Source organism: Paracoccus sp. R86501, assembly GCF_042466435.1.
Classification (GTDB): Bacteria; Pseudomonadota; Alphaproteobacteria; order Rhodobacterales; family Rhodobacteraceae; genus Paracoccus.
The window spans coordinates 1-21,155 of sequence record NZ_JAXHPZ010000003.1 but is presented as its reverse complement, the minus strand read 5'-3'; the positions used below and the strand labels follow the sequence as shown (position 1 = coordinate 21,155).

Annotated in this window: 19 protein-coding genes and 1 pseudogene; 9 read left to right on the top strand and 11 right to left on the bottom strand. The window is 53.4% G+C overall.

Features of this window, described 5'->3' with window-relative positions; genetic code table 11:
• Positions 1-966, top strand: a 966-nt coding sequence (locus SJY40_RS15765; RefSeq protein ID WP_378948932.1) for a hypothetical protein, incomplete at its 5' end; no start/stop codon positions are given.
• A 321-nt stretch (positions 967-1,287) separates the two neighbouring features.
• Here SJY40_RS15765 and SJY40_RS15760 read toward each other — a convergent pair.
• Together SJY40_RS15760 and SJY40_RS15755 are read right to left on the bottom strand one after the other, a co-directional pair.
• Positions 1,288-1,833: a phage tail protein gene (locus SJY40_RS15760; protein ID WP_378948930.1), complete on the bottom strand. Its 546-nt coding sequence runs from the start codon at positions 1,831-1,833 to the stop codon at positions 1,288-1,290.
• A 25-nt stretch (positions 1,834-1,858) separates the two neighbouring features.
• Positions 1,859-2,956: a hypothetical protein gene (locus tag SJY40_RS15755; protein WP_378948927.1), complete on the bottom strand. Its 1,098-nt coding sequence runs from the start codon at positions 2,954-2,956 to the stop codon at positions 1,859-1,861.
• 589 nt (positions 2,957-3,545) lie between these two features.
• Between SJY40_RS15755 and SJY40_RS15750 the strand changes: the two genes are divergently transcribed.
• Positions 3,546-4,538 (top strand): hypothetical protein, encoded by a 993-nt coding sequence (locus tag SJY40_RS15750; RefSeq protein ID WP_378948924.1) that lies wholly within the window; start codon positions 3,546-3,548, stop codon positions 4,536-4,538.
• Positions 4,539-4,807: 269 nt separating this feature from the next.
• On the opposite strand, the gene SJY40_RS15745 is transcribed toward SJY40_RS15750, so the two are convergent.
• The 4 genes and pseudogenes from SJY40_RS15745 to SJY40_RS15730 form a co-directional block, all read right to left on the bottom strand.
• A complete protein-coding gene (locus SJY40_RS15745; protein WP_378948921.1) occupies positions 4,808-6,391 on the bottom strand; it encodes an Eco57I restriction-modification methylase domain-containing protein in 1,584 nt (527 codons plus the stop codon).
• Positions 6,388-7,350, bottom strand: a complete 963-nt coding sequence (locus tag SJY40_RS15740; protein ID WP_378948918.1) for a XamI family restriction endonuclease — start codon at positions 7,348-7,350, stop codon at positions 6,388-6,390. Before SJY40_RS15740 ends, SJY40_RS15745 begins: the two co-directional genes overlap by 4 nt.
• Before the next feature lie 82 nt (positions 7,351-7,432).
• Positions 7,433-7,651, bottom strand: a pseudogene (locus tag SJY40_RS15735) (integrase core domain-containing protein); the annotation flags it as partial.
• Between the two features lie 163 nt (positions 7,652-7,814).
• Positions 7,815-8,444, bottom strand: coding sequence for a tyrosine-type recombinase/integrase (locus tag SJY40_RS15730; RefSeq protein WP_378948915.1), 630 nt, complete (start codon positions 8,442-8,444; stop codon positions 7,815-7,817).
• Between the two features lie 360 nt (positions 8,445-8,804).
• On the opposite strand from SJY40_RS15730, the gene SJY40_RS15725 reads away from it, so the two are divergent.
• The 3 genes from SJY40_RS15725 (at position 8,805) to SJY40_RS15715 (ending at position 12,848) form a co-directional block, all read left to right on the top strand.
• On the top strand, positions 8,805-10,001 hold the full coding sequence (locus SJY40_RS15725) for an acyltransferase family protein (protein WP_378948912.1): 1,197 nt from the start codon (positions 8,805-8,807) through the stop codon (positions 9,999-10,001).
• A gap of 640 nt (positions 10,002-10,641) precedes the next feature.
• Positions 10,642-12,069, top strand: coding sequence for a hypothetical protein (locus SJY40_RS15720; protein ID WP_378948909.1), 1,428 nt, complete (start codon positions 10,642-10,644; stop codon positions 12,067-12,069).
• A gap of 29 nt (positions 12,070-12,098) precedes the next feature.
• Complete coding sequence (locus SJY40_RS15715; protein ID WP_378948907.1) at positions 12,099-12,848, top strand: hypothetical protein; 750 nt, start codon at positions 12,099-12,101, stop codon at positions 12,846-12,848.
• A gap of 440 nt (positions 12,849-13,288) precedes the next feature.
• Here the strand turns inward: SJY40_RS15715 and SJY40_RS15710 are convergent, their stop codons facing one another.
• A complete protein-coding gene (locus SJY40_RS15710; protein ID WP_378948904.1) occupies positions 13,289-14,233 on the bottom strand; it encodes a hypothetical protein in 945 nt (314 codons plus the stop codon).
• A gap of 166 nt (positions 14,234-14,399) precedes the next feature.
• On the opposite strand from SJY40_RS15710, the gene SJY40_RS15705 reads away from it, so the two are divergent.
• Together SJY40_RS15705 and SJY40_RS15700 are read left to right on the top strand one after the other, a co-directional pair.
• Complete coding sequence (locus SJY40_RS15705) at positions 14,400-14,738, top strand: helix-turn-helix domain-containing protein (RefSeq protein ID WP_378948901.1); 339 nt, start codon at positions 14,400-14,402, stop codon at positions 14,736-14,738.
• Entirely contained in the window at positions 14,738-15,580 is an 843-nt protein-coding gene (locus SJY40_RS15700; RefSeq protein ID WP_378948898.1) for an ImmA/IrrE family metallo-endopeptidase, read from the top strand. The genes SJY40_RS15705 and SJY40_RS15700 overlap by 1 nt, the downstream gene beginning before the upstream one ends.
• Positions 15,581-15,925: 345 nt before the next feature.
• On the opposite strand, the gene SJY40_RS15695 is transcribed toward SJY40_RS15700, so the two are convergent.
• The 4 genes from SJY40_RS15695 to SJY40_RS15680 form a co-directional block, all read right to left on the bottom strand.
• Positions 15,926-16,240 (bottom strand): hypothetical protein, encoded by a 315-nt coding sequence (locus SJY40_RS15695; RefSeq protein ID WP_378948895.1) that lies wholly within the window; start codon positions 16,238-16,240, stop codon positions 15,926-15,928.
• Positions 16,233-16,847, bottom strand: a complete 615-nt coding sequence (locus tag SJY40_RS15690; protein ID WP_378948892.1) for an AAA family ATPase — start codon at positions 16,845-16,847, stop codon at positions 16,233-16,235. Before SJY40_RS15690 ends, SJY40_RS15695 begins: the two co-directional genes overlap by 8 nt.
• Positions 16,848-16,991: 144 nt before the next feature.
• Positions 16,992-17,819 (bottom strand): replication initiation protein, encoded by an 828-nt coding sequence (locus SJY40_RS15685; RefSeq protein ID WP_378948889.1) that lies wholly within the window; start codon positions 17,817-17,819, stop codon positions 16,992-16,994.
• A 378-nt stretch (positions 17,820-18,197) separates the two neighbouring features.
• Positions 18,198-19,940 carry a type IV secretion system DNA-binding domain-containing protein gene (locus SJY40_RS15680; RefSeq protein WP_378948887.1) on the bottom strand — a complete coding sequence of 581 codons (1,743 nt, stop codon included), beginning with the start codon at positions 19,938-19,940 and terminating at the stop codon, positions 18,198-18,200.
• A 169-nt stretch (positions 19,941-20,109) separates the two neighbouring features.
• Here SJY40_RS15680 and mobC point away from each other — a divergent pair, with 169 nt between their 5' ends.
• Positions 20,110-20,538: a plasmid mobilization relaxosome protein MobC gene (mobC, locus tag SJY40_RS15675; RefSeq protein ID WP_378948884.1), complete on the top strand. Its 429-nt coding sequence runs from the start codon at positions 20,110-20,112 to the stop codon at positions 20,536-20,538.
• Positions 20,535-21,155, top strand: a 621-nt coding sequence (locus SJY40_RS15670; protein WP_378948881.1) for a relaxase/mobilization nuclease domain-containing protein, incomplete at its 3' end; no start/stop codon positions are given. The genes mobC and SJY40_RS15670, both read left to right, overlap by 4 nt.

Sequence of the window (21,155 nt, the reverse complement as noted above, 5' to 3'; positions counted from 1 at the left end):
CGGGCGCATGTGGCGGAGAAGGCCGCAGGGCGCGCTCAGGCGGCCCAGGAGCGGCAGGAGGCGTCTTCCGGGGCATCCTCCCTCTCTGAGGCCCGGAAGGCCGCTCAGGGGGCCTCTGAGCGGCCGCAGAGCCAGGCGGCGATCCTGCGGGAGATCAGCGCGGCGACCAAGGCGCGGCACCGGCAGGAGTGGGTGGCGCTGCGTGGGGGCTACGCGGCGCAGAAAGCGGAGATCGTGTCCGCGCATAAGGGCCGGACCCGGGAGGTGGTGGCGGCGCATAAGCGGGATACCAAGCCCGAATGGGCAGCGCAGTTCCGGGGCGAGCGCGACGGGGCGCGGGAGCGGCAGCGCATGGAACGCGGTCTGGTCGGGCGGCTGTCGCTGTCGATCGCGGCGGCGCGGGATCAGCACCGGGTTGAGGGCGGCAGCTTTGCGAAGCTGGTGGCGGTGAACTTTATCTCGAAGGAGCGCCGGGAGAGTACGTTCGCGGCGGCCAGCCAGCGGGACCGGGCGGCACTGTCAGCGCGCCTGAACCGGGAGCTGGGCGGCAAGCTGGAGCCGCTGAAGGCTGGGCGGGCATTCGAGATGGGCCAGGCGCTGGAGCGGTTTAAGGAGGATCGAGGGGCACTGGTCGAACGGCAGGCCGGGGAATGGGGGAAGATCCGCGAGGCCTGGAAGCAGATCGGGCGGGAGAAAGCGCCGGAGCGGGGCAGGGATGTCGTTCAGGAGCGGGGGCGGGAGGCGCAGCAGGGGTCGCGCTTTGGGTGGCTGGACCGGCAGGCAGCGGAGCGGAGTGTTCCAGCGCGGGGCGCTTCTGAATCTCGACAGCAGACGGAGCAGGCGCAGGAGGATAAAAAGGCGTCGAGGTTCGACTGGCTGAATAAGCAAAAAAATCTGATCACGAAAACGCTTGATTGGGACAATTCTAAAGGGCGTTGGCAGGATCAAGGCGATCGGGATCGATAATTGTGCAATACCCAGTCAGATTTGAGCCGCCAACTTCGAATCTGTACGCTTGCTCATTACAACTTATAGCGCCGCTGGCGACTTAAGCCTGAGCTATAATTTACGTGCTACCATACCTCTGAGCTCCTCATTATGCAAAATCGCTACCTGCGGAGGCTGTAACACTAAAAAATCTCGCAGTTGCTACGTTAAGTCAGGCTGTGACGTATTTCCAGACTGTTCGCACCTTCACTGTTCCAAGATTTTTTGGGGCTATTAAGTTCGTCGTGCCCTTGGCTCGAAGATCCTTTCAGGACGAATATTTTAAACAAGCATAGGTATTTATATTTTTCTTTCACAATATTTTAGAACTATATAGGGAGGCATGTTCTCGTGAGGAAGACCTCCGCCAGCTGGACGCATTTCGGCAAAGTGGGCGCTATCAATTTCTCCTTTGGAGCCATCATAGCCTTTTCCGGTCCAATTTCCTGTATATTGAAGGAGATTTTTGAAATTTTCATTGGAATGATTGTGAGACGGCATCTCTTGCAAAGATAGAGTGTGCTTTTCAACTCCCCCTATTTGATTGATAATTCTGGGAGTTAATGAAGCTCCCTCACCTGCTCCAACAACCATCCTGCCGCTAGTGAGGGGAATGTCAGCCCACCCAAGGGGACACTCGGCGAGATTGAAAGCCATTACTGCTCCAATAGGAACAGCAATCTGCAAAGCAAGTTTAGCTTCGAACGCAGCTTCCATTGCTTTTTGAGCGCAATCTTCAATGCTTTTGCATTTGGGCTGATTTATAGACGTTTGGGCAACACCATTAGAAGGCATGGCCGAAAAAACAAAGATGACGATGAGTGCATTATACAAATAATTGCGCAAATTATCTCTCCTTTCGAAGTTTATATTATAGTGGATTTACCCTGTTCATCCAGAAGACTTGGCGCCTTCTATATTCCAACTCAATTTCAAATAAATGTTCAAATGCGATATATGAAGAGTTGTAATGACACATTGTGATTGTAGCTTGGCGACGTATCTCATCATATGCTTGCGTTATTATTGACGCAGGGTCATTAGGTTTTAAGCTTTCTAGCTTTATTTTTATTTCGTTGTGAAGGGCTAAAAACGATTTTTGAGGATCAGTAATGTCGCCAGGGTTCCATTCACCTTTAAAAACTGTAATCCCAAAAATTTTTACTTTAGGAGCACCAATCCGATTTAAAGAATTGGCCAAATTTTCTTCGACATTCGCACTTACTGTTTCGGAAGTGCAAAGTGCAGTATGCATAAAATCATCAAGCATATTTTTTGTTGCTTGTTCAACTTCACTGACGGCAAAGTCGATTACGTTCGTGGCCTCAATACCCCCTTTTTCTATTATATTTAACGAATTTAAATGAAGTTCAGATAGAATATTTGAAATATCCGCTATGCGTTCTTTAGCATGAGCGTTTACATTTTTTTCTAGAGTTTCAGCCATCAACGCGAATCTTTCGACTGCGGCTAATGCGTCAGATCCTAATGATCCAAGTTTAAATGGGTCGGTTATTATCCCAACAGCAGCATCAAAGGGTCCTGAATGAGCTTTATCGGATAATGACGGTGTAATTAATATAGACGCTACTAAGTATTTCAAAATTATTAAATTTAAAGGGGGATTTCGGCTATGCATCGAATTGGCAGAAGTTATTAATTTCTTGATTCTCGTATTTTTTTTATACTTAATAAGAAAAGCGCCTTCGTTGTCATCTGCTCTGACATGGGGCGATCCAGCACTTATAGCTGAGTTTTCTGTTTCATCAGAAAACTTAAGAATTCCACTGCGTGGTTGCCCGAACGAAAATAATCCACGGCCAACTTTACACATCTTTTCTTTAAAGCGTGCAATTAGGTAAGTTGCTGTAAGAATAAAGTGATCTTTGGTCCAATGCAAATATGTTCTGTTGATGGATACTACTGACATGAAGATACCAACATAACACCTGCCTGTGTGATCGAACATGTAATGGCATTGGATTCATGATAACTGTAGTATGTTTACACGAGTTGCTGATTCGTTCAACTAGTTAGTACTAGAGTCTTGCACATTAATACCAATAGGTGGCGGAATATTATTCGCAGTACAAAAAAGGAAAGATAAATGTTAAAGACGCGGCTTTTTTTGAATTTTTTGATGATAATGTCTCTTACTGGCTGCGCAACATGTCAAAAAAGAGCAAGTATTGATGATAGCAAAATTACACCTGTTGCGGCTCTATTTGAGATTAAATAGTTTTATAATTAGATTATAATTTTACCGACTATTATTTATTTATTTTAGAATTGATTGACAAAAAAATAACAAATATTGATATAAATTTAACGTTTTAAATACGGTAAGTTGCGCGATAAAAAAGGCCAAAATTCTAAATTTATCAATGCGGACTCTTTCAAAAGAGTTGGGCTGATGGGTGTCAATAATCTAAGAACCCTGATGCGTTGGATCAGCCTGCAATGGGCTTTATCCAAGGGGGCGTTAGGGTTATGCTTGCTTAAGAAACTTAATACCACACGTCCCGCCTCGGATTATTGGTTCCGTCATCACCCGTCGCATGGCTGTGCATTTTACAACTATCGTCTTCAACGATTTGCTGGTAGACAAAATGAGTGCATCCATTTCGCGCAGGCGTTTCTTAGGGATGACGGCCGCCACGGTCTTTCTACCGTGTAGTTGGAGTGCTAACGCCGGCCCCTTGGCGGCGGGTGCGGCTTGGGTAGCAAAAAAGTTGGCAGTTGCTGCCGCCGATCATTTCCGCGAACAGTTGTTATCGCAGATGTTCGGTAGTGACGCGGAACCAACCAATACCAACGTCATTGACGCAATCCGTGAATCAACAAAAGAACTAAAAGCCTTCGTAAGCGCAGATATTCGAGCTGCCCTTACAGAGCAGAAGATCAACGATTTGACTTCGTCAGCATCCGCTATTCATGAGAAGATGACCACCTATAGTAGACTGTCCTCGGCCGACCGTCGGCATTACTCTCATCTGCTCGAAGATAGCGACAATGAGGCGCGTAACGGTCTCGCCAGTGCGGATGCTCTAGGCGCGGCCGGGATCGTATCATATTCCATTTTTGGTTCCTTGCGTATTCCGATCGAAGTCGCGCTTTTCGAACGTTCCCGAAGTACGACTGCATACAAGGCGTTTGCGGGTGATCTCGTTGGAATGTCGGAAGTAGTGTTCGACAAGCTTGCCCACTACTTGGCAGGTAGATCACCTACCGGCAGGATGAGTGGGCTGAACTGCGCCAACAAAGAGGAGGGAGGGCAGTTTCCGACCGATCTGGCTTGGTGCGACTATACGTTGGATGGGCAGACGATAAGGGCAGCTGAAGGTCTGGTTGTGAGCGATAATGGAATCCGCTTTATCCGTCAGACCGGTCAGGACGTCTATAATGCCAAATGGCAGCAGGTCACTGGCGAACATCAATGGGAGCAGGCAGAGTATGCACAGCCGCTCTATGACGGTGCACGCAAATGGGTCGAGGTCGCCAACGAGATCGACGGGGAGCTTAATGGACAGGTTCCAACTTTCTCACGCTGACCGTCATGGCGTTTTACCAACCTTGAATGATCGTCAGCTTGATCTTGCAAACGTACTGATCGTGCTCGAATAGGCGAGTACCCATTATCCCAAACTTTTTAATCGATACATGCCCAGCTTTCTATAGCTCTTTGAAGAGCTCAAAACCGACCTTAATGCCAAAATCATTTGAGTGGCGGTTCGTGATTTCGGCATCAATATATTCTAAAATTATAGCGCTGTTCATTTTTCTCTTGATGAATTTATGGATTGACCTGGAGATGGAAAAACTAGGCTATGTCCTTCTCGAACAAGCCAAGCTGCTGGGAAAGTGGCTTAATCTGAAGCAAACGAGCCAAAAGGTCATCGGCTGGAAAGCTTCGGAGCTCTTTAGGTTCCAACTTGTGCAAACCACCTCCATAAACGCGACCATGCTCTAGCAGCTTATCCGGATCAATCTCGTTAAGGAATTCCCAAGCGGTACGCATGATAGCAGGGCTTTGTTTGCTGGCGTGTACCAGGAACGGCTTGGGGTATAGTAAAAGATAGGTATTGCAGGCAGTGGCATCGGATTGGTTTAGAATAAACCGGAAGGGTTTTCCCCCTGCCCGGCTTCGGCCCATGTAGGTACAGATTATTGGCGCTGCAGGGCGCTTCTCTTGTGCATACCAAGGTTTACGCGACCGGCAAAGATACCGATCAGCAACTGCATTTTCGCCTTTTTCCCCCGTTTTTAGATAGGCTGCAAGAGCCGGGAAGCGCTGTTCGATTTCATCTTCGGGTAAACGGGTATTAAGCAAGAAAAGCTGCTTGTCGATCAGGGGAAAGCCGTCTTCGTCGGCCTTAATTTCGTCTCTGGGCAGGTAGCGCGAGCCGGGCAGGACCGGCGTAAAACATTTCATCGGCAACCCGCGCTCGTCAATCTGGGCGCGATCCATGATGAAAAATTTGTTATCCCCGGTAGCAAGGCCGCGTTTGATATCAAACAGGTCACCTAACAAGATTTGCGCGCGCTGAGGCGCTTTGGTGGCCTGGGGATAGCGTGTCCATTTGGACTCGTCGGCAAGATCTATTGCAGCCACCTCGCGCGAAAGCGCGGGCTTAGCAAGTGTGCCTCCATAAGAAAAAGTGACAGCATGATCTGCAGGCGGCGGCGTGTTCTTGATCCAAACGACGGCAGAGGACACAAGTGCATCGTCAAACTGCACATCTGTGGGGTCATATCGGTGGATTTGCAGGAGCGTGACCTTTTCCAGCAGGTAGCGTTTTAGCATCTGACCATAGTTCACACTCATGAATTCGCTTGGGATCAACCAGGCAGCGATGCCTCCTTCGGCCATAAAAGGATGCGATAGCCCCATAAAATAACAGTACAGACCGGACAGGCCGCTGATTTTTAAGCCGCACGCCTGTTCCGTTCGCTTTTGCAGCGCTGACTTCTGCGCACCATTCAGGTGATGGTGCCGTACATAGGGCGGGTTACAGATAAGGAGATTTGCCCCCTGCCCTTCTGGCGCGGCTTTTGTGAAGTCTGCAGCATGGATCACAAGCGGCATATCCTGCCATAGCGCCTTAGCAGGCGTACCATAGTGCGGGTCAATCTCGAAGCCCTCGGCGCGCTCAATGCGCTCTACAGGCGCAACCGCTCGCAAGGCTGAATAGAACGAGCCTGTGCCGATGCCAGGATCAAAGAAACTGATCGGCTGATCGATTGGCAAAAGGCGGATGCCGTGGGCCACGATTTCGCGGGCTAGGGCGGTAGGGGTTGCAAACTGGCCCATGCGGTTGCGATCTTCGCCAGTTTTTCTGCCATCAATCTGGGCTTGCAACGCAAGGCGCTTTGCTTCCAGGGCGTTTATGTCGGTTGTGGTCATAGACCAAACTCCTGAAGGTCGTCTATGCGGTGTTCCCATACCCAGTCGATGCCTTCTGCGGCCTCATAACCGAGATAGCCACTATCGAAGTAGCCACAGAGGAACAGCATAAATTCAATGTCCGTGCCGTAGGTATGGCGAAGCTGATTGAACTTTTGGGCTTCTTCCTTGCGGCGCTTATTCGTGTTTGTGAAGTCTCCCGCAGACTTGGCTTCGACCAGAAGTGGAAACTCTCCCTCTTGCGCCTCGCGGCGCATGATGACCGCATCGACCGGAATGTTGATTGTCTTGCCGCCATTCTCGCCTCCTACCGGGACGTTCATACGAAACGAGTACGTTCCAGGCGGCATCTCGCGGAAGGTACCGTTATAACCGTTAGGTAGCCTAGTATAGCCCCGAGCTTCCAGCCATTCGGCCACATAAGCAAGCTGGCGACGCTCTTGGGCGTTTCGAATAATCGGGTTTGCAACGCTGCCACACAGCCTGTCTGCGACAATCGTCGCCGCGCGATGAATTTCAGTCTCGGTTGCGGGTTCCGCCCGTCCTATCCAGACGAAGATGTCAGGATCAGCCATCTTCTCAATGATGGTTCCTATCTTCTCTAGATCCTCCGCGAGCAATGAGGCTTTCATTCGCGGCGGCAACCGCTGGTGCTGCTCCATAGCTTTCACAAGCGAAGGAGAGACACCAGCCAGTCCTATGAGGCGGGCGACTGCCAATGGCGGGCAGGTTGACATACGCAGGGTCGGCAAAACTCCCGGCCATTCTCGTAGGATGTCGGGTGTGACATCTGTTAAGTTTGCCGTGTTGGCAAGCGCTGTCTCTACATCCTTTGTCGCGTCGATGCGTGTGTCCCGGAACGCCTTTGGCGCGAAATCCATGAACCACTGATTGTACATATCGACAGACCTAGCAATGTCGGCCTTCCAGTTTTGCGGCTTGTTGAGATTAACGGGCATTATGACTTATTGTTCTCCTTATAGAGCGCCCACTTCTCTGAGCTACTCCACGATCCTTGGATAGATTTCCGGCTGATTCAAGCTACTGCCTGCACCTGCTGATCGGTTTCAATGTTATTGAAGTAAACCACGCCGGGCGGTTGCCCGCCATGGGCGGGTAAGGCCGTTGGTGATTGTAGAAGATGATACAGCGACCGATGCCGGCCTTGGCCTGCGACCCGGTGTTCCAAGCGTACAGGTAGACGCACTCATATTTCAGGGATCGCTAGAGGCGCTCGATGAAAACGTTATCGATGCGGCGCTCTTTCCAGCAACACGCGAGCTTTGAAGCTATGCGTCATGGTTCTTGCGTTTTGACATGTTCTGGTCTCCTCGTTCTTGGAGACCGGAATATGTTAGATTGTAGCCTCCGTCACTGTCCGATTGGGGGGGGTAGCTCATTCTTCGAGATAAATTTGCATGGCTCAGAGATGATACTTGCGGGCAATTTCAAGGGCTTCCGCCTGCTCTGTGCCGATATACTCCTTGGTGCTTTCAATGCTGGCATGACCGAGCAGCAGCTGGGCCGCGCGCAGGTTGCCGGTCTGCCGGTAGATATGGGTTGGGAAGGTCCGACGCAGCGAATGCAGTCCATAGAGACTGGGATCGATGCGGGCCTTGTTCAGCCAGGACCTGAACAGCCGCCAGAGCTGGCTCTCGCTGAGATGGATGTGCGACCACCGGGCCCCCTGCCCCGTGAACAGCCAGCCGTGCAGCGGCCGTTCAGACGCGGCCAGATAGGCGCGCAGGCTATCGCGCGTGCCCACGGACAGTCGCGCCTGGACCGGACGGGCATGGCGATTTTCGGTTTTCTTCTGCCGGATCTCCACGATCTCGCGCACCCCGGCCGGGGTGGCGACGTCCGAGACCCGGAGGCGCACCAGGTCGGAGCCCCGGAAACTGGTATCAAGGGCGGTATTAAACAGCGCCAGGCTGCGCAGATCTCTCTCCTGGCGCAGGATGAGCCGGATCAGGGCAACCTGGTCAGGCGTGAGGGGTGGTTTCTTGCCCACCACACGGCCCTTGTTCCAGATGGTTCGAGAGGTGACGGGCACGGGCAGATCCTTGCAGGCTTTCGTGGTATCCTGCCCTCAAACCTCGCATGAGGGAAGCGGCTCCCCGCAAAGGATGCAGATTTCCCCTTGCTTTGCTGGGATCCCGGAGGAAGCACCCATGCAAGCTTTTAGCCAAAAGCTTGCATGGGTAAGATAATCTGAGATCCGGCGGTGACAGACCAATGTTGCCACGCCCACCCATATAAGCCTCCGCGCGCACCACCTGATCACAAGCCTGATCATAGCTCATCATTCGATTGGATAACTGTCACCGTCATCTGGTCTCAGCTACCCTCGGTGAGAGAAAATTGGTGGGCCGCAATGTCCAAGATATGGTTTCAGCCATAGAGAGGCTTAATTATGCAACTTCCGAATTTCGCTGAATTTAGATTATTCAAAAGTATTATAAATGAAGTAAGCGACAGTAAGATATCACCACACGATGCTGCACTACTGGACGTCCTGCGTGCCATCGCAGCCAGCCTTGTCGTTATCTTTCATGCCAAAACATATACCTTAGGCGGCAGTGAAGCGACCACCTTGGACAATATTATCTATTCTGTAGCAAATTGCGGAACACAAGCGGTTTTTTGGTTTTTTGTTTTAAGCGGATATCTCGTGGGTGGGCCGCTAGTTACTGAGATTTTGAAAAATGGTCGCATGAACGTCCGAAAATATATTACAGCCCGCTCCACCCGGCTCTATATCGTTCTCATTCCAGCGTTAATCATAACAGGGTTATTCGACTACATACGTACCAGCAATTTTGAGATGAATGCGAATGCTGGATTTGAAACAATTTTATCTTATTCAGCACTTACAGCTATCGGAAATATTTTATTTTTGCAGACAACACTGGTGCCAACCTATGGTAGCAACTTGGCACTCTGGAGTCTCGCTAATGAGTTTTGGTACTATCTTATATTCCCTTTATTACTTGCACCAATTATGTCGGAAGTTCGGATCATTCTGAAATGCTGCCTGTTCCTACTTGGTGTCGGGACGTTAGTGTTCTTATTTTATTCAAACTTTAGTATCGTATGGCTGTTTTCGCTGTGGCTGATGGGTGTTGCAGCGCGAGTTGTGCCCGTAAAACTTATGAAGTCGAAGTCTATAGCAATTATACTTGCAGTGAGCGCAGCAGTCTGCTTTCCAGCGATGCATCCTTATATTGGTCCAGTTGCAACACTCGTAGTTGGGCTTTCGTTTACAAACATGCTCTTATCTCTTCGTAGTGATGGGCCGGAAGCCCGATCGAGCATCACCGTGGCTGCGAGGCGCTGTGCAGCTTTCTCATTCAGTTTGTATATTACCCACCTACCACTGCAACACTTGCTTCTTACTTTTCATTCTGGAAAATCTGACCCGTTCCTAGCCTTAGACCCGCGTAGCATCGAAGCTCTCGCAACCATAATTATTCTCACTTTTATTAGTGTGATTTTCGCATACTTCTTTTCGCTTGCGACTGAGATCCACACCGAATCTCTGCGACGATGGCTGCTACGTTCAATGAAAGCAGGAACCAAAACAGAAACTTCTGACCTGAAGTTTCACTAACATCCAGCTGACGGACTTCAATACGCAGGAATTCCGGACCGATATCTACTGCGGATCTATCAGGACCGGCCTAGCCACGGCGGCGACCTACCAGCTGCAGAAGCTGCTGAATGGTAATAGCTTGTCCACCTAGGTTTTCGGGATTGATGGCACGGTCGATCGGGTACTGGGAACCCATTATGATCGACGGCAATGACACGGGTGATAGTCTGATTTTGGAAAAGCTGGCCCGTCATTGGCCAGACGGCGATAAGTTCCGGCGTCGGCCGGTCGAAGATCTGCCTCGGTCATACTTAGCACCGCGGGTCGGCTTCGATTAATGCAAGCTTATAACCAAAAGCTCGCATAATGTGACTATCAAAGGTCTCTTGGCGCTTCTGTCTGCAAGACAGTTTTGGACGTTACCTGTGCTACGCATGGGAAAGGCCTAAGTCGTTTACCGGCGCCGTACCCTGAACTTGCACAAACCTATCGCCTTTGATCCGTCAAATCTTGAGTTGGACGACTAACAAGGTGAAGGGATATTTTCTGGTTAAATTAGTTTGATCGGATTTGGAAAGCAGGCGAGACTGAAGAAATGCTGCACTTCCACGACTTTGATTTTTCCTTACGTTCCCCATCTCTATGTTGAGTACATTGCATGAACCGCTATTTCATTCCAGGTGAGGGCCGTCGAGATTTTCCCCGACGAAGCTACGCGAAGCTTGATCAAATCGAGCCGCCCAATCAGATCGAAGCAAAAGATATCCTTTTCGCATTTGATGCGATCGATGCAGAATGGCCAGGCTTTCACGATGGATTATTGAGGCTTGAGTTGAGCCCCGATGCCGAAGCAAAGCTCCGCTACTTCTGGGCTCAGCGTTTCGCGCCACCTAGCTCCCGTGAGATCGACGGTACCGATCCATTTGACGAATTGCCTATTTACCGTATCGAGATCACGTTGGGGCGCGCCGATCCCCTCGTCAAAAAGCTTTTAGACGTAAGCGACCAGTGGCTTGAGATGAGCCTCGACACACGAGGCGGCCTAGAGGTTGACGTTTTTGGTGGCCTTTTTATGGCCCCGGTGCCCGCGCGGTTGGCACATCTTCCGCGTCCCGCCGCACCGGCTGCGGCCCTCACACGTCTGTTCGATATGGAAGACTGGCCCGATGCTACAGAGGAGGATCTGGTCAAAACACTGCAGATAGACTGTCGGATGGAACAATTGATCATGTTCGACATCGGCCAAGGTTCGGCGACCGCGCTGGTCTGTGAATGCGGAATACCGGTTAGCTATTTTGATGTTGGCTGTGGCGTATACCGTAACACTAAGACAAGACCCAACCAGATCAGCTTTTGTACCCACGAACCACCGCGTGTGATCCTATCGCATTGGGACGCCGATCACTGGGCTGCCGCTACGCTCGACCGCCGGCTGCTTGGCATGACATGGATCGCGCCGCGTCAATCGATCAGTATGAAGCACAAAGCTTTTGGCAATAATATTCTTAAGGCAGGTGGCCGACTTCTGATCGTTCCTACGAAGCTGTCCCTACTTAAATGGAGTGCGGTAGGGCAGACACTAGAGCTTCGCCGCTGCACAGGAAGCGACCGCAACAGCTCGGGCCTCGCATTGGTTGTGGAGGATCATGCGTCGCAGCGGGGGTGGCTTCTTGCAGGTGACGCCGCATATAATTTCGTACCTGGTGCCCTGCCACACGACCTCGCTGCGCTTGTTGTCCCACATCACGGCGCTGACATGGGCCCCGCCAGTATACCTCCTTCCGCCGGCCTTGGTTATGCTCGGCTGCTCTATTCTTTCGGTCCGGACAATGCCCACGGCAGGACTAGCGTTCGGCATCCTACTATGGCGGCAATCACAGCCCATGGATCGGCGGGATGGTCACATGGTACATGGGCGCCGCCACCTCCTGCGATGAGCCCTGCCGGGCAACCAGTGCTAGCAACTGCATCGCACTTGACGACGCATGAGCAAGGTATCGCGGTGGGTTGGTCTTGCCCACCGTCTCCAACCCTGTTCGGTCATGCAGCGACCTGTCCTGATCTAATGCCGGTTGTCCAAAGCTGAAGCCAACAGTTGGAAGGTGTCGTTCAACCATGACTTATGACATTCAAGCAGCGCTAAAGGACCCGGTGAAAGCGACCTTGTTCGCTGAATATTTTGCAGAGGGCTACCTTACACCAGCATTCGGGGCACGCTCTAAGAGCGAGATCGACCTTCTTGTATTCACGGCTCTAATCAATGCCGGGGTAATCGATCCGGCCGGCCCGGTCTATAAGCTTGCCCGCACTTTCAATATCACGCCCACCCGAGTTCGAACGCTCATCTTCAATTGGCAACTTCGCGAGCCGGGCTTGCGCAGCGATCTGAGCCCGGCCCTGCGGGCCGCGCTCCAGCGAACCCGGTTCTCCAAGGACGGAACGCTACTGACATTCGGAATTGAAAGCCCATTGCTCAAAGAAGAAGTGATCGCACGCCTGAAAGCTCAGGGCGTGTTCGCCGATGCAAGCTTCGCGCGCGAGATCGTACGCATGCCGGTCGAGGCCTTTGTTGAGTTCCTCGATGAGCTAATCGATCCAGCAACCAAAAAGGCATTCATAGACCGTTTAACTAGGGACAAACAGCTAAAGGACACGAGCTTTAAGTCGATCGCTGTCGGAGTGTTTGGAAGGCTCGGCGAAAAAATTGCAGGTGAAGTTGGCAAGGAAATTGCAGCCGATATCGTAGATGCTACGATGCCAGTTGCTAAAGATTTCGGCTGCTTTCTGCTTGGTTTGCTCGAGAGCAATGGGGAAGAGGCAGCCAAGGCGGCGCGCAAGGTGCTCGGGCTTGGAAGCGCCCCATGAGAACCTCGCGAAAACTCGTTGCAGACATCTTCGTCGATTCTATGCACTGAATTTTCCCGACAAGTTGGTGGTCGTATCACTAGAGCTTTCTAGTGCCGTGGAACAAGCATCTGTCCTCCCTGTCGAATGCTGCTTTCGAATACCGCAAATAAAAGTTTTCATGCGAGCTTTTTTCAAAAAGCTCGCATGAAACTTACAGCGCTATGGTTCATGTTTCACCGACATGTTGGCCCATTGCTGACCCTCAGTATGTGGGTATGCCGGGCCGCCGCATTCACCAAACCAGCCATTTGTCGTACGCGCAAAGGATTGGTCCATGCGAACTTATGCAGTAATGAGCTTTATTTTACGCGAATAGCTGGATCGGAATCCAGCAGGAGCTAGGTCAGCCGTACAACACAGAAGCGCCGCACAGTTTTAGCTGAGCGGCGCTTCTTTTCTTAGGCAGCCTTTCCGAGCTTGAAGAGCTTGTCCAAACGATCCTTCCAGCCATCGGTGTGAACGATCCGAGCCTTGTGCAAGCCGTTCTGAATGATGTCTCCCTTGCTGAGTTGCGCAAAACTCGCCCAATTTTTGTCGAAGACATAGATCGCGTTCCCCTTACGAACACATTCCAGAACAACAAAGCCCTTAGCTTTGAAGTGGTAAGCGATATAGTCGCCAAATCCACCTTCACCGACATACATGTCATCGGGTTTGTAGCTCATGATCGTTTTCTGACGATCAAAGATAACCTTAAGGGTCGAGGGGGACGCTTTGAGGTGGGCGGACAGGTGAGCGTGCAGGGTGCTCCACGGGGACTTTCCAGGAGGAAGGAACTTCCATGTCACACGCTTGATCTTCATCGGCGGAAACTTAGCCAGGTTTGCCTGAATGAACTCGCATTCTCCGCACATTTCCAAAAGCACATTGGCAGCGCTACGAATGGCCTTATGCTCTGCCACCGTGTTTTTGAAGGCGCGCGAAACAAGATAAGCTTCGCCAGCGACTTCAATGTAAGCGATTTCTTCACCAGGCGGCGAGATCAACGTGCGCGGATAGCACTGACGATGTATATCTTTGAAATCCTCGTAGTGATTTCCCTGCCAATCAGTCCATGACCAACTGATGGTGCGGATATAGCGATCTTCTTTGGGCAAATCCTTGTGGATCTGCCAACGGCCGTCCGCATTGAAGCGGGTAGCCGGACCTCGCACAGTGGGCAGCAAAGTTTCGCCATCCACAGGAGGGTGCGAGAAGCCCCATTGGTTAAGTTTGGCCTTCATCGGATCAGTCAGTTTGACTGAAACCTTCAGGTCATCTCCCTGAGAGATAGGATCCAGATAAGTCTGGATTTTGTTAATTTTCTTCTTTCGGATCAATTTGTTATCTCCATTTTTGATCATTTAAGGTAGGTGTTCATTTCGATTTTATGTCATTCCAGCTTGACCATCCTACCAGTTAAGTATATCGGACTTGACGAAATCGTAGGTTTTGTGGTTAAATAAAAAGGCCGACGGTCAACCTCATGATACCTACGATATAGGAACAATATATCCTACGGAGTCGTCAATGTCAAGAGCAGAGAACAGCGATAATATTTTTGGTGAGCGCCTGCTTGAGGCCCGAGAAGCCAGGGGGCTGACGCAAACTGATTTGGCCAAGATCACAGGCCTTCAACCAGCAGCCATAGGCCATTTTGAGAAGAACCGACGTAAACCTTCCTTCGCCAACATTAGAACTCTGGCGAAGGCTTTGAACGTAAGCTCTGATTTTTTACTTGGGCGGACCTCGGGAAATGGTATGGCTGGTGTAACAACAGCCTTCCGAAACGAGGAAAACCTTTCAGACGCTGATCGACGCACCATCCAATTGATGATTGATACATTAGCAAAAAAATCAGAGGGATAATGGCTCGAACACCAAACCTTGCCTCCGCGAGAGCGGAGGCAAAAGCACAGTCTCAGAGTTTTACTTCATTTCCTATCGACCCCTTTCAGATCGCACAGGACAACGACATTGTGGTGATGGCAGGGGATTCCGGCCAGCCGGGAATTAGTGGTTGCATTGTGTTTTCTGGAGAAAACGCTGCAATCTACTACTCCAGAACCATCAATAATACTGGCTTCCAGCGCTTCACTGTAGCCCATGAACTGGGGCACTATTTCATCGCAGGGCATCCTGAAGAGATCCTTCAAGATGGGGGGCAGCACTTCTCGAGAGCTCCCTTTGAAAGTCCCCAAGCTATCGAGAAGGAAGCCGACACATTTGCCGCGCATCTTTTGATGCCGACGAACTTGAGCCGAAATGTCTTATTTGCAGTTCCACGAGGCTTGCGGGGCATTTCAGCCCTTTCCCAAGCCGCCGTTACTTCTCTGACTTCTGCGGCCATACGTGCTGTAGAGCTCGACCCTTATCCAATGGCAGTGATCAAATCGCTTAATGGTCAAATTCAATTTTCTACGCTGACAGATAAACTCAAAACCTGTGGTCGAATCAGAAGCTACTCAAAGAATACCCAGCTTCCAGAAGTCGAAAACCCTGAAGACTGCCTGCTCTCAGATTGGTTTGACCTTGCTCCGGCTGGCATCAAGGCCCACGGCGAAACGATATCACTTGGGCCATATGGAACCTTGACTGTCATCACACTGAAGTCTGCGATTATCGACCCATATGAAGACATCGATGAAGAAGCAGAGGAAGAAGCTGCCATAGAAGAGAGCTGGAAAATTCGCTTCAAAGGCCAGCGCTGATCGTGCTCGTCGCTCGACACGATAGCTATCAGAACTCGAACCATTAGCTCAATATCGCACTTCTGCTAGGCGTCAACTAATGCATCATGCCGCAGATGTTGCGCTGTAGCGCTGCAAGTCAGCTCTTCGCCCACCGTATCAAATGCTGCATCTGGGATGCGCGTCCGACAACAACTTATGCAAGCTTTCAACCGAAAGCTCGCATGATGCCATGAAGCGGATATGGAAGTGGCGCTTGCCAAGGTCTGGTTGAGCGAAAAGTTCTGACCGTTCGATGCAAGCGGGCGATCAGCCATTCCCGAAAAGGAGAGTTAGCGCGCGTTAAATTTTACGCTCGGTAAATTCCTAGAGCTTCTCGCCCTTCACCAGGTCACGAATATGCGCTTCCAGATAGTCCTGCATTGAGACCCCACGCCGTAACAGCCATATCTTGAACAGCGCGTGTGTTTCAGGGTCGAGACCGAAGCTCGGCCGTGCCTCAGTGGCGGTACGAGGCTTTGGCGGCCTTCCTCGACGAGTTGGCGTGGGCGTCTCCGCCACTGGTGCCGCAGCGGCCGGACCCTCGGTCGCGCCACGCTGCTTCACGCCTTCAATCGGTGCCAGTTCATTGCCATCGGGGTCAACCATGCCGTCAAATGAAAATCCGCCTTTCTTAGCCATCGAGAAGCCCCTGTACATAGGCCCACAGATCGCGAGCTTCCTGGGCGGCCTTCTGGTCACCGGCTTCCGTGACCCCCTGCCCCGTCGCAGCAGTCTCGGCATAAATTACGCGCATGGCCGAGTTCACCGGAGCAACTTTGCCATATTGCGCTAGGACGCGGCCCGCCTCATCCGTCACCTTAGCGCGCGGGGTCTGGGACAGGATAAATGCAAAGTCCGATCCGGCAGCTTTGGCGGCCTTTAGGGTGGCACCCACGGCGCGCAAGTCGTGCGGCGACGGACGCACCGGGATCAGTACAAGGTCAGCAGCTGCCATGACACTTTGTAACCACTCGGGTGCGGCCGGCGGTGTGTCAATGATCACTAGGTCGAAATGTTTGGCCAGCTGGGGCAGTGCGGCCTTTACCTTGTCCGGTGCAGGATCATTGTCGGGCATCTGGGGCCACTCGCCGTCCCTGCCCTCCCACCATCCGCGCAGGCTCCGCTGCGGGTCAAGGTCGATCATAGCCACGCGCAGATCATCCTGTGAGGCGGCCACAGCCATATTTATTGCGGTCGTGGTCTTTCCCGCCCCGCCCTTTTGAGACGCGATGACGATGGTCTTCATTGCTTAACTCCCCAAATTCTTTGCGCGGCGAATTTCCCGCTCGCTAAATTTCGCGTTTGTCCGAGCTGACATTTGGCCACTTACTGAACCCACAAATTTTCCGAGTGTAGAATTGCAGAATTTTCTGCTCTGAAATCTTGCAATTTACCGTTCCACTAGCACGGGACCAAGTGGAAGCTCTTCCTGGGACAATAGGGCAGGTAAGGCAGGGGCGCCGTGAATCTCCGCATAGGCTTTCTTCTGCGCCTCTACGCCTTTCATGGCCCATGCTACTTTGATCGCGCCGACCTTGCGGCCGACCTTCACCGGCTCGAATGCCGCGTGAAACTCTGCCAGCCGGTTGACCTCTTCAAAGGCAGGCTTGATCGCGAACTTCAGCAGGTTGGAATAGGTCCCGAGCTTGCCAGTCTCGACGCCGAGCATTGAGCGAAACTGTTCTATCTCAAAAGTTTCGGATCGTACGTAAGAGAGGCGCGCTCGCTTGGCGACGATCTCGTAGAGGGCCAGGGCGTACTTGCTCGACACTGCATGAATCACGTCGAGTTGCAGCTTGGCGAATAACTGGCTGTCGCGAAGAAGCTCTACGAGTAGCGGGTCGAATTCATAAGTAAGATAGCCACGATCGTTTTTACGATCTGCAATAGTAGTGCGCCCAAGGAGAGGCACAAGCTCAACTCGATCTGGAGAACGTATAGTGACGATGGTCCGCATGAGAGACTTGATTGCCTGCGCTAGGCGTTCATTTCCAGCGTGGGAAAACTTGAGCTGAGCAAGAGAAATCGTAAATCGTTTGTGCGGGATCGCCATGTCAGGCCCATGGGCGTTATGCAGCAGCAAATTGAAAGCACGCCTAGCGTTCAAGGTTAGCTTTTCAGCCCCGTCCACTTCAACCAGTTCAGCAGGCTTGAGCATTTCACCATTGAGCGGGCGAAGGCTGAATGTTGAAGCCGTAGTTTTTGGGTCGTTTTTCATGTCGAAACCGTAGCTACCTGTGCAGGACAATAACTACGGTTTGAAGCAGGTGGTCAAACAAAAGCCGCAACCCGTAGTTTTCGGGTCGAGCAAGACAAGAGAACCTGCTCAAGCTACTGCTTCAAGCCTATCGACCCCATTTCTACGGAATAACGACCCCATTTCTACGGCTTCGCATGCTTTTTCGACCCCATTTCTACGGCTTTCCGACCCAATAACTAAGGGATAGGATAAATTACCTTTTTATATCAGTTAATTATGAGCTTAAGAAGAAGAAGAAAGAGAAGAAGAGAAGACTGGAAATAGGGGACACACTGAGTGCCCCCTAAAATGCAAAGGTCGAAGCGCGGCTATGATCCACACCTCGAAGTATGAACTCTAGCTCGGCATCCTAACCAGAGCTCCACCTGGCGCTGATGCGGGCACCGGCTCCGGGTTGTCATAAACGCCCGCGAATATCGGCACGGGGGTCTTGTACACCTTGGCGTCGCCTGCGAGCTTCACGTAGCCGATGAGATCGGGCAAGCTGAGGATCTCGGAGGGCATGACAACGCGCTCATCGCGTTCCGACCGGCTAATGCCCCTGGTCTTGGTTGTACCCGACCAGGAACTGCCGCTTTCGCTTTCACTCTCTCCCTCGACCAGCATGCGCTGTTCGCCCAGGGCGAGTGACATGCGCTCTGCGGCTTTGCCGTCGGATGCGCGGAGAAACAGCTTGTTGGTGAGGTTGTTGCAGATCGAGGCGGCGCGGTTGTGGCCGTAGAGATCCTCGATCTGGTTGAGATCCTGCATGCCGCAGACCAGACGGACATTGGTCTTGCGCAGCTCGGCTGCACCGGTGAGCAGGGCAGGGATCTCGCCCAGGCCCGCCAGTTCGTCGATCAGCAGCCATGTCGGGTGCTCGGCTTTGCCGGTGTCGATGGCGGTGGAAATGGCCAGTTCAACAACGCAGGAGATCAGGCTGCGGACAGTGGCCAGGTCGCGCTTGCGATAGGTGATGAACAGAGAGCGTTGGCTGGGACCGGTCATGGTCTCGCGGACCCATTTGCGGATCGAGAAGGGATCGACCTGCTGGGCGTGTTCGGGCAGGTACTCGAAGAAGCGCAGGGGATCGAGAAGGCTCATGCGGATGGCATTGAGGCCCTTGTCGTTGTGGACCAGCGAGGCGGCTGCCGTGCCCCTGACGAAGGGCTCCAGGACCTCGGGCGGGGCGCTGATCAGCAGGTCGAAGAATTCCCGGTTGCTGAACAGGCGATCCTCCTCCTCGCAGGCCTGGGCATAGCCCATGCCGACAGCGGCAAAGAGCGACTTGGCCATGCTGCGCCATTCGGCGCTGTCGCCCTTGCCGTCGCCGATCAGGCCCTGGGCCAGCTGGTGCCAATCGCTGCGGCGCTCGATCTCGTGGTAAGGCGACCAGCGGGGCAGGAGGTCGTTGTCCATGATGTCGAAGCGATCAACGTGACCGGCCACGCCGCTGAAGGAGGTCAGGAGATCATGACCTGTATCGACGACGATCATGTTGTCGCCGCGGGCCAGGAACTCCGCCACGAGGCATTTGAGGGCCTGGGACTTGCCCGATCCGGTGCCGCCTTCCAGCTGGGTGTGGAGGGTCTCGGCATTCAGGGAGGGGTAGGGCACCCAGCCCAGGGCGACGGGCTTCCTGACGCTGCTGTCGGCCAGCCACTTCGGTTTGCGCTGGCGGGTAACATCGACGAGGGCCATGCCGCGCAGGTGCTTCTTCTTCAGTCCCGGCACCCTGGTCATGTAGGGGGCGATATCGCTCCAGCGACCGCCGGTCAGGACGAACAGGATCCACTGGGCGACGAAGATGGCGGCGCCGATCTTGAGCAGAAGAAAGATCAGGCCGGCATAGCCTTCGCCGGTCATGCCATTGGCCTCCCAGCTCCGGCCGGCCTGGTCAAAGACCCAGACACCGGTCGCCCAGAGTGCCCCGATGAGCACCAGCCGCGAGACGAGCTGAAGGGCCGATTGAGTGGCGCGGAGCATGTTCCATGCCAGGTAGGCATTCATCAGCGGCAGGAACAAAAATCCCCCGATGATGATGCCGATCAATCCGCCGATGGGACCACCACCGCCTTGTCCTGAACTTCCCTGAGACATTCCAATATCCTTGATGAAATCGATTGCGCGTTTCCCATACGGTTCAACCAGAGGGAGTAGCAAGCATAGTTTTTGTTGCACAAAAACGCTTGCCTGCTGCGCAGGAACTCCGCATGCTGCGGATCTGGCATGCTGCCAGACCTGCCTTTGCGGCACTTTGGGAGACCCGATGACGGACGCAGCCACAGGCCCAGCCTCAGCCACGCCGACCACCGCCGCGGGCGGTGACGCGGGCGGCGCGGCTCTGCGCCCGGGCAGCGCCAAGCCGGGGCGGCCGTCGCTGGCGGTGGCGGAGAGCCGCGCCGAGCGGGTGGCGTTCCGGATGACGGCGGAGGAGCTGGCGCGCGTCCAGGCCGAGGCGGCGCGGGCCGGGGTGTCGGTGTCCGAGTACTGCCGCGCGGCTGCCTTGGGGCAGCGCGTCCGGGTGCGGTCCGCACCGGATTTGTCGGCGGCGCTGGTGTCGCTGAACCGAGTGGGGGTGAACCTCAACCAGATCGCCCGGACGCTGAACGCGGGGCAGCCGGTGCCGATGGATCTTGGCGAAGTGCTGGACGAGGTGCGGGCGGCGGTGGAGCGGCTGGCGGAGCTGGAAGGATGAACTTCCAGATCGCGGCGCAGGGCCGGAGCTTCAAAGGGGCGATGGCCTATTACACCCATGACAAGCGGGCGCCTGACCCGGAGGGCGGGGCGGCGGCATCTGGTCCGCATCCGGCGTCGTCGGAGCGTGTGGCCTGGACGGAGACGCGCAACATCGCCAGCGACCGGCCGGAGGTTGCCACCCGGATCATGATCGCCACGGCGGAGCGGGCCGACCAGCTGAAGGCCGAGGCCGGGATCGCGGCCACCGGACGCAAGGCGCAAAAGCCGGTGCTGGCCTATTCGCTGGCCTGGCATCCGACCGAGGCCGGCACGCTGGACCGGGCGGAGATGTCGCGTGCTGCGCATGACAGTTTGCGGGTCCTGGGGCTGGAGACGCACCAGGCGGTGATCGTGGCACATCGGGATACGGCGCATCCGCATGTGCATGTGATCGTGAACCGGGTCAGCCCCGAGGACGGGCGGATGGCGAAGATCGATCCAGCCCGGGTTCGGGCGCTGGATCGGTGGGCGAACGAGTACGAAAAGGCCCGAGGCGCGGTGGTCAGCCCGGAGCGGGCGGCGAAGTACGAGCGGGTGGCGGAAAAGCAGCGCCAGTACCCGGACCTAGAGGTACGG

Bases quoted from the DNA above. Each gene is read 5' to 3' on its own strand.
- SJY40_RS15755 (WP_378948927.1), bottom strand. From the start codon at position 2,956: ATGTTCGATCACACAGGCAGGTGTTATGTTGGTATCTTCATGTCAGTA.
- SJY40_RS15750 (WP_378948924.1), top strand. From the start codon at position 3,546: ATGGCTGTGCATTTTACAACTATCGTCTTCAACGATTTGCTGGTAGAC.
- SJY40_RS15745 (WP_378948921.1), bottom strand. From the start codon at position 6,391: ATGACCACAACCGACATAAACGCCCTGGAAGCAAAGCGCCTTGCGTTG.
- SJY40_RS15740 (WP_378948918.1), bottom strand. From the start codon at position 7,350: ATGCCCGTTAATCTCAACAAGCCGCAAAACTGGAAGGCCGACATTGCT.
- SJY40_RS15725 (WP_378948912.1), top strand. From the start codon at position 8,805: ATGCAACTTCCGAATTTCGCTGAATTTAGATTATTCAAAAGTATTATA.
- SJY40_RS15720 (WP_378948909.1), top strand. From the start codon at position 10,642: ATGAACCGCTATTTCATTCCAGGTGAGGGCCGTCGAGATTTTCCCCGA.
- SJY40_RS15715 (WP_378948907.1), top strand. From the start codon at position 12,099: ATGACTTATGACATTCAAGCAGCGCTAAAGGACCCGGTGAAAGCGACC.
- SJY40_RS15710 (WP_378948904.1), bottom strand. From the start codon at position 14,233: ATGATCAAAAATGGAGATAACAAATTGATCCGAAAGAAGAAAATTAAC.
- SJY40_RS15705 (WP_378948901.1), top strand. From the start codon at position 14,400: ATGTCAAGAGCAGAGAACAGCGATAATATTTTTGGTGAGCGCCTGCTT.
- SJY40_RS15700 (WP_378948898.1), top strand. From the start codon at position 14,738: ATGGCTCGAACACCAAACCTTGCCTCCGCGAGAGCGGAGGCAAAAGCA.
- SJY40_RS15695 (WP_378948895.1), bottom strand. From the start codon at position 16,240: ATGGCTAAGAAAGGCGGATTTTCATTTGACGGCATGGTTGACCCCGAT.
- SJY40_RS15690 (WP_378948892.1), bottom strand. From the start codon at position 16,847: ATGAAGACCATCGTCATCGCGTCTCAAAAGGGCGGGGCGGGAAAGACC.
- SJY40_RS15685 (WP_378948889.1), bottom strand. From the start codon at position 17,819: ATGAAAAACGACCCAAAAACTACGGCTTCAACATTCAGCCTTCGCCCG.
- SJY40_RS15680 (WP_378948887.1), bottom strand. From the start codon at position 19,940: ATGTCTCAGGGAAGTTCAGGACAAGGCGGTGGTGGTCCCATCGGCGGA.
- mobC (WP_378948884.1), top strand. From the start codon at position 20,110: ATGACGGACGCAGCCACAGGCCCAGCCTCAGCCACGCCGACCACCGCC.